Below are 15325 nucleotides of genomic sequence, written 5' to 3' on the forward strand. Positions count from 1 at the left end.
ATTTAATTAGTTTTATATTTGCAATTAACCTCTATCAATCAGTTAATTTTGACTTCCTATAATTAGGTCCAGTCTAAAGTATTACTACGCTATCGATATTTGTAAAAACATTTTGTTTAGAATCATCCCTATCTACTGCCGTAACAATGGTTCTATTTTTAATGCTTGTTAAAAATGCAGTATTTTTATAAAGTATTACAGAATCCTTACAGCCCTTTATGTCCGCCTTATTAATACCTTCATTTATGGCCTTCATATCTTCGCTGTTTAATTGGATTCCCCTATCCTTAATCCTATCGGCTGCATGAGCTGAAATTACAAAACTGTCATCTTTTTTTATCTCATTTTTCAAAACACTTGAGAAATCAGGATTTTGCTTTTTACCTTTAGAAGTATTACTGTTATTTAGGTCATTAACTGAGTTTACAGTAACAATTGTTCCATTTACTACTCTATATCCCATTATAACAACCTACTTTGTGCTGCTTGTTGGACTAACACCTATTACATTACTATAATCATAATTTTGAAGTGTTGAGCTTCCATCTACTTGCATATTTAAGGTTATATCATCACCATTTTTTGAGACTGATTTTACAACTCCAGAAATATAATTTCCACTGCTATCAGTTTGATTAAGTTGAACAGTTGCTCCAATTAAATTTAAAGCTGACGTTAAAGTCATGGTGTTATTTAAATTAGTCATTTGTTCTAGTGATGAAAACTGTGCTAATTGACTAATGTATTGCGTAGGATCATTATTTTGTGAAGTTGGATCCTGATTTGAAACTTCTGCCATTAATATTTTCATAAATGCATTTTTGTCAAGACTATTACTTTTTGTTGTTGAAGCTTTTGAAGTATTTGTTGGATCCATGCTAGTATATGAAGTTGGATCTACACCTGAAGTACTCATATTATCTCCTCCTAAATCTTTTATTACATGCCTTACAAATTATGCTAGTGCATTAACATTATTATTGTCGTATAAATCTGTCATACTTTCTGCTTCCGTATCAGCAATACTTCCTACGCCTGCAACATTTGATGTTCTCTGTTTTTTGCCATTTTGATTCGTATCCTTATCAGAATTTGAATTGCCTTTAAAAAAGGTAGTATCACCATTGTAAATATTGATATCTACATTGCTTATTCTAACGTCTTGTGAATTTAAATTTTTATTAATTTCTCCAATATTTGAATTTAATAAATTATAGGCTTCTTTATTTGTAGCTGTTATAGATGCCTTTATAACTCCATTCTCAGAACTTACATTTATAAGTACTTGTCCCAGTTCTTTTGGTGTTATAGTAACTGTCATGTCTTTAATATTGTTGTTTTCCATGTACTTTACATTATTAATAACATCTTGGGCAAAATTAGTACTTCTAATTTGTGGATCCGAAAGCTGTGTTGCGGTTAATTTGCTGGTTGAATCATTATTTCTAATAAATTGGTTAATTACATTAGTGACTTTTGAATAATTACTATCATCATTTCCACTGTTGTCAATTAGTTTATTTAAAAATTCAGTATCTTTATCTGATGAATTACTATTCATAGAACTATTATCAGACGTTGATGAATTAAGGTTAGAACTACTATCTAGTAGCGAATTAATTGCATAACTATTACTTGATAATAAATTGCTAGAATTTCCATCAGTAGAAGTTACATTTCCCTTTAATCCTTGAATTATATCGCTAAATTCAGTTTTAAACTTGTTCAATAAATCACTATTTATATTTTTATTTGTTGATGAACTTGCATTGCTTAAAACTTTATTTATTAAATTCAAACAATCTACCACATCATTTGTTTTAGATTCTAGATTAAAATTTTCATCAACAGAATTATTATTTGTTGTTTCTATCAACGAACTTATATCATTTATGTTTTGTTTTAGATTTTCATTCTGTAACGTACTATCAAGAGCCGAATTATCAGATACTTGCGCAGTAGCTTGTTTGTTAGCTGCAGTCAAATCATTAATTATTTGTTGTAATGTGTTTTCTAGCTCTGTTAACTTAGCCTGTATATCTGTACTAATTGTAATTGAGCTAACACTTTCAGATGAATTTTTACTATCCTGTGCTGTAGGTGAATTTGAATTTTTTAAAATAGAATTCAATATCTGTTGTAAACTCAAAAGTAATGCTGCTGTGGTATTATCATCTAGTTTTTGGCTTCCATCTTCCATCTTATTTATCTTATTCTCTATCTCTTGAAGATCCTTTTCATAACCCACATCGCTATTACTCTTTGTAACATCAGCATCTTGTACATTTGTAGAAGTTAAATTATTATTGGCACCTGTCACTGTGTTACTTTGACTATTAGCATTAGAATCAGTATTAGTTTTATCCTGTAAGACAATGCTAAAGGTGCTTCCATTACTGGAGTTCGTGCTTTTGGTATTAGAAATATTACCAGCAGAATTGCCATTTGAAACTAACGCAAGAGTACTTACTGAAACACTTAAACTTGAATCACTCACTTTTTCACCTCCTTTCAAATTTATTTCTTATAAATCCATATATAGCAAATTCATCATTTGCTCGTTGCTCAATAGCGTTTTGTTCTTTATAAAATTTTTCTTTTTGTTTATCCTTTAGAATTTCAACGGTTTTTCTATCAATCTGCTTTTGTCTAAATTCTTCTCGCTTTTCTTCTAAAAACAAACTTTTCTTATCAATTTCAACAACAGCCTCATTTATACAAATAGCAATTGAATTTAAATAAGCTTGAGTTATTTTCTGCTGAACCACAGAACCAAATTTTCTGGTTTCACTGTATTTAGAATAATTTGAATTCAAAGTTTCTAAATTTTTTTCTGCAATTAATTTTTCATCCTGAGCTCTTTTAAATTTTATTTTACACTCTTCTTCTATGTTAACCCTTATATCTAAAAGTTTTTGTAATTTAAAATCAAATTTTTTCATAATTTACCTCTCTTAGACGATCTAATTAAACATTCCCTTTAAATAATTAATGCTATGTTCAAAATCTGATTTTTCATTCATCCCCTGTTTTAAATATCCAATTATATTTTCATGATAATTTATTGCTACATCAATTTTTTTATTGCTACCTCTAACATATGCCCCTAAATTTATAAGATCTTCAGAGTTTTTATAGGTTGCTAATAACTCTCTTGCTATAGCCGCTGCTTTTTTGTGTTCATCATCAGCAATTTCAGACATAAGTCTACTTATGCTAGCCATAATATCTATTGCTGGATAATGATTTTTAGCTGCCAAATCTCTAGACAAAACAATGTGTCCATCTAATATACCTCTAACTGCATCGGCTATTGGTTCATTAAAATCATCTCCATCAACTAAAACGGTATAGAAAGCTGTTATTGAACCTTTATCAGACATTCCTGATCTCTCCATAAGTCTTGGAAGCATTGCAAAAACAGAAGGTGTATATCCTTTAGTTGCAGGAGGCTCTCCAATTGCAAGTCCAACTTCTCTTTGAGCCATAGCAAATCTTGTAACCGAATCCATCATAAGAACAACTTTTTTGCCTTGATCTCTAAAATATTCAGCTATAGCTGTTGCAGTAAAAGCACCCTTAATTCTAACTAAAGCAGGTTTATCCGAAGTTGCACAAATAACTATCGTCTTTTTCATACCCTCTTCTCCAAGATCCTTTTCAATAAAATCTCTTACTTCTCTTCCTCTTTCACCAATTAACGCTATGACATTAACATCAGCTTTAGCTTCTCTAGCAATCATACCAAGCGTTGTGCTTTTTCCAACACCACTTCCAGCAAATATACCAACTCTTTGACCCTCACCACAAGTTAAAAATCCATCAATAGCTCTTACTCCTGTTGGCATAACAGAATCAATTCGCCTTCTCTTCAAAGGGTCTGGTGGTTCGCTATCTAGCTTGTAACTTTTTCCACTTAAAAGTAGACTATCATCAAGTGGTTTTCCAAGTCCATCTAAAACTTTTCCAAATAATTTTTCGGAACATAAAACATTAAGTGGTTTTCCCATTGGAATCACTTTGCATCCAGGTGATATTCCTGCAAGTTCTCCTAATGGCATTAAAATTATATTTTTCTCTTTAAATCCAACAACTTCACAATCTATTTCTCTATTCTTTTCATTATAAATTTTGCAAACTTCTCCTACAAAAGCCTTTATACCTTCAACTTCTATAGTAAGTCCAATTATTTTACTAACGATACCTTCAATATAATTAGTATTACATTCTTCTACTTTTTGTGTTAAAGCTTCAAAATCTAATGGAATCATAATTATTACCTCTATAAATCACTTTTTAAAAGTTCTTCTTTAATTTTTTCCAAACCTATATCTATTCCAACTTTAACTTTACCGTTATTTTTTTCGATAAGTGCCTGTCCTTCATCTATATAGTTATCCTCAATAACAAATATTTCTCCAGATACCGGTAATTTTTGTTTCCATAATATTGTTGCATCTAAAATAGCTTTATAATGAACTTGGTTACATTTTATAACTGTTAGCTCACTGTTCTTCGAATCTTCAACAGCACTATAAATCATATCATTTATTCCTTCATCACTTAAAACTTCTCTTTTTAAAATATGACTTGCTATTGAAATAGCAAGTTTTTTAATTTCTTCTTGCTTCTCAATAACATATTTCTCATAATTGAATTTTGCGCTTATCATCATATTTGAGGCGTTTGCTTCTGCTAAAGATTTATAGTTTTCTATTTCAATTTTGCCTTTTTCCACAGTCTCTTCATATGCCTTATTGTATCCTTCCTGTTTTCCTTTTGAAAAACCTTCTTCATAGGCATCCTGTTGAATCTTTTTGGCTTCTTCTATTGATCTTTCTCTTAGATCCTCTGCTGATTTTTTTGCATTTTCAATTATAGTGTTAGCAATTTTCTCTACACCTTCAAAAATTTCATTGTCACTTTGTTTTAATATATCTGCCATATCACCCAAACTTTGCTGCTTAAGTTCAACACTACTATCTGTTATTATTTCCTTATTTTTTTCACTTGTTCTTGTATTTTTTATAACACTAGACGATAATAGCATCTTCTCCACCTCTTGATAATACTATTTCACCAGCTTCATCTAATCTTCTAATAACAGCAACAATTTTTTGTTGGGATTTTTCAACATCCATAAGCCTTACTGGTCCTAGGAATTCTATATCTTCTTTTAATGAAGCAGCAGCTCTCTTTGACTGATTTCTGAATATTGTATCTGCAACTTCTTCTGAACATCCTTTAAGTGACAATGCCAATTCTTTGCTTTCAACTTCTCTAAGAACTCTCTGAATTGCAACATCATCCAATGTGATAATATCTTCAAATACAAACATAGATTCTTTAACTTTTTCAGCAAGCTCTGCACTTTCCTTTTCAAGACCTTCAGTAATGTTTTTCTCTGTAGTTCTATCAACTTGATTTAATATATCAACTATGGTCTCAACTCCACCAATAACAGTAACATCAGATCTTATAACAGAAGATAATTTACTATTTAAAACCTTCTCTATCTCTTTTATAACCATCGGAGAGGTATTGCTCATAGTTGCAATTCTATACGCAACTTCACTTTGTAATTCTTCTGGCAAAGAAGATAAAATCTGACCTGCTTTATCTGCCTGTAAATAACATAATATTAAAGCTATTGTTTGTGGATGTTCACTATTTATAACATTTAAAAGTTGATGAGCATCCGCTTTTCTTGCAATAGCAAATGGTCTATACTGTTCTGTTTCTTCTGCAACCTTATCTAATATTTCCTTTGCTCTTTGACTTCCAAGTGCCTTAGAAAGTAAATCTCTAGCGTAATCTATTCCACCTTCAACCAAATAATCCTTTGCTTTATTCATTTCAATAAATTCTTTTAATATATCTTCTTTTACTTCTGACTTAACAGAAGTTATATTAGCAATTTCATACGTGATTTTTTGTATTTCTCTTTCTGGAAGCTTTTTAATAATTCCAGCCGATGCTTCAGGTCCTAAAGTAATAAAAAGTATAGCAGCCTTTTGTATTCCATTTAATTTTCCATCTCTAGCCATATACTATCATCTCTCCTCTTCTGAAAGCCACGCTTTAACGACATCAGCTACTTGATCTGGTTTATTGCTAGCATAGTTTCTAATTTCTTGTTCCATATGTGATTTTTCATTAGCTTCTTCAAATTGAATAGGTGCAAACTTAACCTGTGATGTTTCATCCATATCATCACCGATAAGCTCGTCAAATTCGCTTTCATCATCTTCCCTATTTTTCTTCCTTCTTTTTATAAGGAAAATTATTAATCCTGCAATAGCTATAACACCAACTACACCTGCAATTATAATATTTCTTATAAATGCATTCTTTTGTGCTTGTTGCTGAGTTGCATTCATATCAGCCTGTGCTTTTTTAGCAGCATCTTGAAGTGTTGTGTCAAATCTAAGTCCTTCAATGCTTACAGTATCACCTCTTTGTGGATTTATGCCAACTGCTTGGCTCACAATATTATTAATTGAGGTTTGAGTTGCATTACTAACTGTTCCATCAACTACAACAGATACTGTTAATCTATTTATATTTCCAGGAGCTGTTGTAGTTTTTGTTTCTGTTTTTGATGTATCATAATTTTTAGTAGTTTCCGTATGTGTAGAAGTCCCACCAGTAGAATTAGAATTAACTATTTGATTTGATGAGTTATTATTATCATTTGGGCTTCCACTTGCAGCATTAGAACCATTTGAATTAACTTCGTTTATATCATGCTCGCTTACAATCACAGGATTAGTTTCAGTAGTTGCATCTTGCTGAGTAGCATCAAAATTCATATCTGCATGTACTTGAACTTTAACATTACCTTTTCCATAAACAGGTTCTAACTGAGACAATACTTTTTCTTGTAACTCATTTTCTTCCTTCTCTTCTGCTTCACTTCTAGCTGCTGTAGTTTCTGATACATCAGTACCATCATTGTTAGTGCCATTATTCAAATTTGCACTCAATAATGTCATATTTTGATCTACTACTTGTATATTTTCAGTAGGCAAATTTTTAACTGCTCCTGATATTAATGAAACAATTGCTTTTACTTGAGATTTACTTAACGTTTGTCCATCATTTAACTTTAGAAAGACTGACGCTTTTGCTGCAGATGAATCTTTAACAAATACTGAATCTTCCGGCATTACAAGTTCAACTCTTGCATCACTTACTTGAGGAAAACTTTTAATTGTTCTTTCAATTTCACCTTGTAAGGCCCTTTGATATTGCACATTAAATTGTTGATCTGTCATGCCATACTGACTACTACTGCTATCAAACAGTTCGAATCCCGTAGATCCATTTTTTATAGTCGTTGCATATTGGAGTCTAAGATCATCAACCTTATCTGTTGGAACATAAATTGTATTTGTACTTGAGTCAACTTTATATGTAACTTTATCTGATTTTAATTTAGTTATAACTGCATTTGCATCTGTTGAATCCATTTTTGAAAACAATACTCCATATTTTGTGCTAGTTGCATTCATTGTACCTAAAACTGCTGCTACAATTATCCCTACAAATAATACCCCTATAGCTATTTTTTTTATTTTACTTATTCCAAGCCATTTGTCTTTTAGCTTTCTAAAACCGTCTAAAAGCTTATTCATCTTATGCACTCCCTATTTTATACTTGCATTTTGTTTAATTCTTGGTATGCCTCAACAATTTTATTTCTAACTTGAACTGCCATGTTGAGTGACATTTGAGCCTCTGAAGTAGAGAGCATAACTTGATGAATGTCTACATCTTTACCTTCTATGAATTGATTTGTTGTATTATCAGCAGCCACCTGCTGACTATTTACATCATTTAATTTTTCTTTTAAAATAGACGAAAAATCTACACTTCCGTTTTGTGCATTGCTTCCATCACTACTTGATACTGATGCAGTAGTAGAGTTTGAATAGATACCACTAGTTGGTATAAATTGACTTATATTCATTAAATTCACTCCTATTTTCCGATTTCTAATGCTTTACTAAACATTGTTTTTTCTGCACTCATTACACTTACATTTGCTTGGTAAGCCCTTGTTGAGGATATCAAATCCGCCATTTCATTAAGAGTATTTACATTTGATGAAGCTACATATCCATTTGCATCTGCTTCAGGATTAGTTGGATCATATTCTTCTTTTAAAGGAGATTGATCGTCCACTATTCCTACAGCTTTTATACCTTTTAATTGATTTTCTTCTTCACCTGTTGAAGAATTCAGCGTTGTATCTAAATTTTCCTTAAACACCGCAATTTTTCTTCTATAACCTGCAGTATCTGTATTTGCTATATTTGAAGAAATAGTATCCATTCTTAACCTTTCAGCTGAAAGACCACTTGCACTAATATTTAATGAATCAAATGCATTCATCGATTAATTACCTCCCCCAGTAATAACTAATTTTCTCATTGCTATTCTACTGCTTGCTTGACTTGACAAAGCTTCATACATAAGAGTATTTTGTGCTTGATTTGACATTTCTGCATCTATATCTACATTATTACCATCGCTTTTCATACTACTAGAATCATCTTCTTTAACACTAATCGTACCATAGCCATTTCCATCATCTAAATGTTTTGGATTATCTTTTTTCATAGTTATATTATCCATACTATCATTCAACGTGTCTTCAAATGTGACATACTTTCTCTTGTAGTCGGCTGTATTTATATTTGCTATATTATTGGATATAGTGTTTCCTCTAATGCTACTTGCATTTAGAGCTTGTTTTATTAAATCATATGTAGAACTACTTTGAGATATTGAATTATTTATTGACATCAAATCACCTCCTAAACTAATAATTAGACAATTAATTCTTAATTCTTTCTTTTAAATGCAAATATTTAATTAAATATTTTAATATTATTCATTTTTTTTAATTACAGCTATTATTATACAATAAATTTAACAATTATACAATTTTTTATTACACTTTTAATGTTAAATTCAAAAAAGCATTTAAACTAAGATTTTAACCTTATTTTTCAACATTTTGTACTTTTTTTTGCATATTTCATGGTGTAATTTTCTATTTTTTTATATTTATTCATAATTAATTAACAATTCCACCTTTTTTACACCTATTATAGCCATATAATTTACATTTTAAAACATAATTCTTTTTTCTCATTGAAATAATTATAAGATATTTTCATTCAAATTGAAACTTTTTTATAAATTGTTCATAAATTTAATTTATACAAAATTAATAAATTGTGTATAATAATAAAAAAATAGACTATTGACGAATTTCATTCATCAACAGTCTATTTTTTTATTAATTAGTTTTTAGTTAGCTCTAATATTTTGTAATATACTTAATACATCCTGAGGGAACTTATTAGTTTGTGCCATCATAGCGATTCCAGCTTGTACCACTATACTGGATCTAGAATAGTTTAACATTTCTGCTGCAATATCAGTATCAATTGCATCACTGTCTCCAGCTTCTACTTCGTTACTTACAGCACCTATATTATCAGAAGTGGAGTTAAATCTATTTTCCACCGCTCCATACTTACTAAGAGCTGAATTGATTTGACTCATAGCAGAGTCCACATTATCCATCAAAGTTTTACAATTATCTGAAGTTGTAACGTCTGCAGTACTTAAAGAATATAATGCTCCAGAACTATTATCTGTTGTAAAGTTAAAAGTAGGTATAGTAATTTGTTCACCTACATTAGCTCCAATCATAGCAGTCAATCCTTGACCTGAGCTATCATTTAAAATATTTATTCCATTCATATTTGTACTTTTAGCTGTAGTATTAATGTTTTGAACTAGATTACTCACTTCAAGTTGTATAGCATTTTTATCTGAAGTATTTTCTGTTCCATTTGAAGCTTGAACAGCTAAATCTCTAATTCTTTGAAGCATTGAATTTATACCGTCTAAGCCACCTTCAGCAACTTGCGCTAAACTCACACCATCTTGTGCATTTTGATTTGCCATTTGAAGTCCTCTAAGCTGCATAGTAAAATTGGTATCTTGAGCTTTACCATAAGGATCATCTGAAGTCTGATTTATTCTTTTTCCAGAAGATATCCTAGCCATAGATGTGCTTTGTGATGCCAAAGCTGATTTATATTTTGTATATATATTTAATGACGGAATATTATGGGTAAGCCTCATTACATCACCTCCAAAATTTATTTAAAATAACCAATACCTATTATATCGAAATAATTTTCAAATTCTTTATATATTTAAGTTATTCCATATGCCTTTTATCTAGTATTGCAATTGCTCTTTTAGAATCATTTGAATTTACTAAAAATGCCTCTTTTAACACATCATGTTTTGCTTGTTCAACAAAAAAAATGTTTTTATCATAATCCGGAACATACTGCTTAATTTCTTTATCTATTATAATAAAAGAATTTATATTAATTTTAGGGTTTTTAGTAACATAAATCTTAAACACATCAAACCAGATCCCCATAATTATGTATTCAATAACAGGTCTTAATGTCTTATAAAGCTTTTCTTTTTTCATGTTAGATATATATTTTTGACAAAATATGTTGTTTATATCAAAAACCTTTAACTCATTTCCTTTATTAGAAAATGACTCTGTATTATTGCGATAATAATACAGCACTTTATCTACTATCCCAACTTTCCCTATTCTACAATATAATCTGTTTAAAAAATCAACATCCTCAAGCTTAATCTTATGAATAAACTCAATTTGAGAATTAATAATAATGCTATGCTTATATAATTTTGTTACTATAAAACCACATGATAAAAACATTTTAACTCTATTGTCAAAGGATACTTCCCCCTCCATGCTTTTATCCCAAAGCATCATGTTCTTATTTCTCCGTTCACTAAAATATCCACATTCCACTAGATCATAATTGCCTTCCACTGCCTTTTTATACATACACTCATACATTTCTGGTTTAACATAATCATCACTATCAGCAAATGCTATATATTCCCCTGATGCATATTGCAATCCAATATTTCTTGCTCCCCCAGGGCCTTGATTTTCATCTGATTTTATAATAATTACTCTATCTGTATCCTTTTTCTCAAACTTATATAATATTTCTAAGCTATTGTCAGTTGAGCAATCATCTACAAAAATGAACTCAATTTCTTTTAAAGTTTGTGCATATAATGAAGCTAGCATTTCTTCTAAATATTTTGCTACATTATAAACTGGGACAATTACAGATACTTTACACCCCATATTTATTACTCTCCCTATAACTTTCGTTGCATACACAAAGCCGCCAACTTAAGTGGCGGTCTACGTAACAACTATCTTATTATATTTAATCTATTTAAAGCTAACTTATAATTTCCACACTTTTTATAAAATTTCATGGCTTCTTCAGTAAAACCCAAACATTCATAAATTACACCTATGTTGTAATTAGCTAAATAAGAATTTACGCCTTCAATATTACACTCATCACTGTTTTGACATTCAATAAACTTTAAAACAGCTTCTTTAAACATTGCATTATTCATATAAATTAACCCCATAACAAAATTAAAATCTGCTATATTTTTATATGCATCTTCATAATTTATTAATTCTAGAGCTTTTTTATACTTCTTAAGGTTAATTAGAGTGTAACCATAACTTTCAATTAAATCTTGTACATATTCATATTTCATATTTCTTTCAAGCTCTATTGCTTTTTTGAAATTCAATTCAGCATCTAAATAATCATCCTCAATAAAGAAAGTTTTACCAAGCTGATAATATAAGTATGAATCATCATTTTTTTGTTCAATAGCTTTTTGAAGCAATTTCTTATTTCTTTTCGTTTTATTAGTTCTACTAATTACTTCTTTTTCATATCCAACATGATTTGCAGTTATATCAACATTAACATTTTTATAGTCTTCTCCGTCTATTTTTACAACCTGTTCATGTATTATGCCTTCATATTTAAAATACTTTCTATTAAAAAACCTCTTTACTCTTCCAAAAAGTCTTTTTTTACCACTTGAATCATCAAAAGAATTGATTATTTTTATTCTACCTACTATTTTTTTATCTGTATTTATAAATTCATTAATAGTTTCGTTATTAAATTCTGTTACTTCTTCATCTGCATCCAATACCAAAATCCAATCATTTTTTGCTTTGCTTATAGAAAAATTTCTTGCTGCTGCAAAGTCATCGCACCATTTAAAATCAAATATTTCATCAGTATACTTCTTTGCAATTTCTTTAGTCCTATCAGTAGAACCTGTATCAACTACTATTATCTCATCTACTTTGTTCTTAATATTACTTAAACATTTTGATAGAATATCTTCTTCATTTTTTACAATCATACATAAAGAAATCATAATTGCTAACCCCTAATCTTGACATTATACAAAATTTCATCTACAACTTCCTTCGTATTTGGATTCAATGTTACAGGAAAAGTCATTGCTGTAGTAATAAACTTCGTCACCTAATTTCATAGGATTCTTTATTTATGTAGAGCATAATACAGAAACCGTTGTTAAATTAGATGCTTTTAGACATTTTTTAAATCATTTTCACGATCGCATGTAGGAATCATTTAGAATCTTATTAATATCATCATCACTTTTTACTTTTAACCATTCCATACTTTTAGTATCAAACATTTTTACCAATTATTGCTCTATTGGCTACTGAGACAGTTAAATTCTTACCTATCTGACATCCATCTTCAATAACTATTCTAGATTTGCCATTAAAATTATTTAAAGCAATATTTAATTAAAAACCTCTTTTTATCATTACATCATGGCCTATAGATATAGCTTCTACTCCAACTATATCCTCATCTCCAAGATAAGAGTTATTACCGTAATGATAGAAATTAAGTTCATCTTTGTTAACAGCTCCATTTTTTGTTATTTATCTTCACTCAAATCATAAATTTTCTTTTTTTACAAATAGCAACTACATACATTGGGTTCGAATCTTTAACTTCACTTAAAGAAATTAATTTATGACCTTCATTGCTTATTTTTGATATTTTTTTATTAACATCTAGTTTTCTAGCACCTCTCATCACTCTTGTAAAGTAATCTTCGTTCTCATTTAAAAATGTTTGCCCGTATATATCTACTAAATCATACTCTTTAATTAATTCGCCAATAAATTCTTGTATATTGTATTCATATTGATGATATGTATTCAATGGTTGTTCATCAAAAAACGTTCCTGGGTTAGTTACCGTTCTATTTGGCGTTGATACAATAAAAATCCCGTCATCTTTTAATAGTCTTGAGGATTCTTTTATCCATTTAGATCCGTCCTTAATATGTTCAATAGTTTCAAAAGAAACTACAACATCAAATGTATTGTTTTCAAATGGTAATTGATTAACATCTCCTTGCATAAATTTAATCTTATCATCAGAATATGACCTTTGTGCATTTTCAAGGCATTCTTCCGAAATATCTACTGAAAAAATTTGTGTTGCTCCAGAATTTGACAACATCTTAGATCCATACCCTGCACCACAAGCAGCATCTAAAACTACTTTATCTTTTACAAATTGGCTTGCTAATTTATATCTTTCTATATGTTCTTCTAACACATCACTGTATTTGTTTTTGACCTCACTGTTTATAACAAGTCTCTCACCTGTAAATATAACATCATTTTGTTCTATATCAGTAGTTTTATATTCTTTATTAATTTTATTTTTTAGATTCATTATGATTTGATCTATTTCCTCATTATTTTGCTTAATCATCTCAATGTATTTTAATGATAGCTTATATTCTCCGAAAGTTTCAAGTACTATGCTTAAGTTAATCAATGTGTCATAATCACTATTGTCATATTCAAAGCATCTTTGAAGTAAAGGTAATACTAAATCATATTTTTTTATTTCAAAAAGTCTAACAGCAATGTAATTTAAAATTTGAATTTTATTATTCATCTTTTCTTCAACAAATAAAATTAGTTCATTTAGATTATTTTCATTTAATTTTTCGATAAATAATTTGATTTCTTCTATATCGACTTCACCTTTATCTAACTTTTCAATTGTTTCAAAAAATCCCCTAATGCCTTCACTTTCATGCATGCTCGTTTCCTCTTTTCTATCATCTTTATATGTACCAAACTTGATTACTTGTTGATTAACTGACGTTAATTCATTTAATATTTTATACTGTTTTTTTATTTTTTCATAAAAACTAATATAATTTTTATCAGCTATATATACTATGAATTTTCCATCACTATACAGATATTTTTCATATTTTTTTAATGTATCTATGTTTATGCTAGAATCACTGCTTTCACTCATAATTATATAGTCAAAATAATCTTCTTCCCAATAATAAAAATTGACACTTTGAAAATCTCCTATTTTTACATCTGCAAAACGATACGTATTTATTAATACATTGTCATCTTTTTCCATTCCAAAAAGCTTTGAATTTGGAAACATATTTCTAATTTCAAGTAATGTTCCTCCTCCTCCACATCCTAATTGTAATACTTTAATTTCCTTTTCTTTAGGCTCATTTATCATAGTAAGAATATCATGATTAATATTTAAATACCGCAATAAATCAAACTTATACTTTTGATTTATCTTTTTCATATTTAATAACAACAATTTGTTATAATCATCATGTTTTATATCATTTTCTTTAAATGACACACTTCCATAATGATGTATAAAAACATCTTTACAAAGCATAAGTTTATATCCAGCTTTATTTATTCTTATTGAATAATCATCATCTTCAAAATTTCCTGGAGTAAACTGTTCATCTAATAATCCAATTTCATTTATTATATCTTTTTTTATTAACATACAAAATCCTATAAGTTTTAATCTTTCCTGCCATTTTGAAGCATCTGATATATTGAATTCATCTGAAAATCGGTATAATTCCTCTAAGTTTCTATATTTAACATTAATCGCTTGAAAATATGAAGCAAAATTAGTTAAAGGTCCTACAGCACCAACTTGATTATTACTATATAGACACAATATTAAGTTCTCAAGCCATCTTGGAGTAACAATTACATCATTGTTCAAAAGCAAAATATTATCTCCTGAAGCTACTTTAATTCCCTGATTGCATCCTTTGGGGAATCCTAAATTTTCATTATTTAAAATTGGAATTACATCATCCTGTTCTTTAATCCATTCTACCGTACCGTCTAAAGAATTATTATCAACCATAATTATTTCATATGTTCCTATTTCTGTATACTTTCTAATACTCTCAATACACTGCTTAGTATATTCAAGTTTATTATAAGTTAAAATTATTATACTCGTCTTCATAATTTCACCCATTCTTTTTTAGT

15 protein-coding genes are annotated in these 15325 nt (G+C 29.2%); all 15 read right to left on the bottom strand.

Going from position 1 to position 15325, the window contains the following annotated elements:
• Positions 1-73: 73 nt before the first annotated feature.
• Positions 74-463, bottom strand: a complete 390-nt coding sequence (locus B8978_RS02105) for a TIGR02530 family flagellar biosynthesis protein (protein WP_084113627.1) — start codon at positions 461-463, stop codon at positions 74-76.
• 9 nt (positions 464-472) lie between these two features.
• Positions 473-916 (bottom strand): flagellar hook capping FlgD N-terminal domain-containing protein, encoded by a 444-nt coding sequence (locus B8978_RS02110; RefSeq protein ID WP_084113628.1) that lies wholly within the window; start codon positions 914-916, stop codon positions 473-475.
• A 39-nt stretch (positions 917-955) separates the two neighbouring features.
• Positions 956-2497, bottom strand: coding sequence for a flagellar hook-length control protein FliK (locus B8978_RS02115; RefSeq protein ID WP_084113629.1), 1542 nt, complete (start codon positions 2495-2497; stop codon positions 956-958).
• Between the two features lie 4 nt (positions 2498-2501).
• Positions 2502-2942, bottom strand: a complete 441-nt coding sequence (fliJ, locus tag B8978_RS02120) for a flagellar export protein FliJ (RefSeq protein ID WP_084113630.1) — start codon at positions 2940-2942, stop codon at positions 2502-2504.
• 21 nt (positions 2943-2963) lie between these two features.
• Complete coding sequence (fliI, locus tag B8978_RS02125; RefSeq protein ID WP_084113631.1) at positions 2964-4271, bottom strand: flagellar protein export ATPase FliI; 1308 nt, start codon at positions 4269-4271, stop codon at positions 2964-2966.
• Between the two features lie 11 nt (positions 4272-4282).
• Entirely contained in the window at positions 4283-5050 is a 768-nt protein-coding gene (locus B8978_RS02130; RefSeq protein ID WP_084113632.1) for a FliH/SctL family protein, read from the bottom strand.
• Positions 5034-6047, bottom strand: a complete 1014-nt coding sequence (gene fliG / locus B8978_RS02135; protein ID WP_084113633.1) for a flagellar motor switch protein FliG — start codon at positions 6045-6047, stop codon at positions 5034-5036. Before fliG ends, B8978_RS02130 begins: the two co-directional genes overlap by 17 nt.
• A 6-nt stretch (positions 6048-6053) precedes the next feature.
• A complete protein-coding gene (gene fliF, locus B8978_RS02140; RefSeq protein ID WP_084113634.1) occupies positions 6054-7637 on the bottom strand; it encodes a flagellar basal-body MS-ring/collar protein FliF in 1584 nt (527 codons plus the stop codon).
• A gap of 17 nt (positions 7638-7654) precedes the next feature.
• Positions 7655-7972, bottom strand: a complete 318-nt coding sequence (gene fliE, locus B8978_RS02145) for a flagellar hook-basal body complex protein FliE (protein WP_084113635.1) — start codon at positions 7970-7972, stop codon at positions 7655-7657.
• Positions 7973-7983: 11 nt separating this feature from the next.
• The gene (flgC, locus tag B8978_RS02150; protein ID WP_084113636.1) at positions 7984-8397 is read right to left on the bottom strand and encodes a flagellar basal body rod protein FlgC; all 414 of its coding nucleotides are present in this window, start codon (positions 8395-8397) and stop codon (positions 7984-7986) included.
• Positions 8398-8400: 3 nt separating this feature from the next.
• On the bottom strand, positions 8401-8811 hold the full coding sequence (gene flgB, locus B8978_RS02155) for a flagellar basal body rod protein FlgB (RefSeq protein WP_084113637.1): 411 nt from the start codon (positions 8809-8811) through the stop codon (positions 8401-8403).
• 510 nt (positions 8812-9321) lie between these two features.
• Positions 9322-10167, bottom strand: a complete 846-nt coding sequence (locus B8978_RS02160) for a flagellin N-terminal helical domain-containing protein (protein ID WP_084113638.1) — start codon at positions 10165-10167, stop codon at positions 9322-9324.
• 79 nt (positions 10168-10246) lie between these two features.
• Positions 10247-11236 carry a glycosyltransferase family 2 protein gene (locus B8978_RS02165; RefSeq protein ID WP_084113639.1) on the bottom strand — a complete coding sequence of 330 codons (990 nt, stop codon included), beginning with the start codon at positions 11234-11236 and terminating at the stop codon, positions 10247-10249.
• A 71-nt stretch (positions 11237-11307) separates the two neighbouring features.
• Positions 11308-12354 (bottom strand): glycosyltransferase, encoded by a 1047-nt coding sequence (locus tag B8978_RS02170; protein ID WP_084113640.1) that lies wholly within the window; start codon positions 12352-12354, stop codon positions 11308-11310.
• Positions 12355-12908: 554 nt separating this feature from the next.
• Positions 12909-15302: a methyltransferase domain-containing protein gene (locus B8978_RS02175; protein ID WP_207651865.1), complete on the bottom strand. Its 2394-nt coding sequence runs from the start codon at positions 15300-15302 to the stop codon at positions 12909-12911.
• Positions 15303-15325: the final 23 nt, after the last annotated feature.

It is taken from the genome of Clostridium acidisoli DSM 12555, assembly GCF_900176305.1.
GTDB lineage: Bacteria > Bacillota > Clostridia > Clostridiales > Clostridiaceae > Clostridium_I > Clostridium_I acidisoli.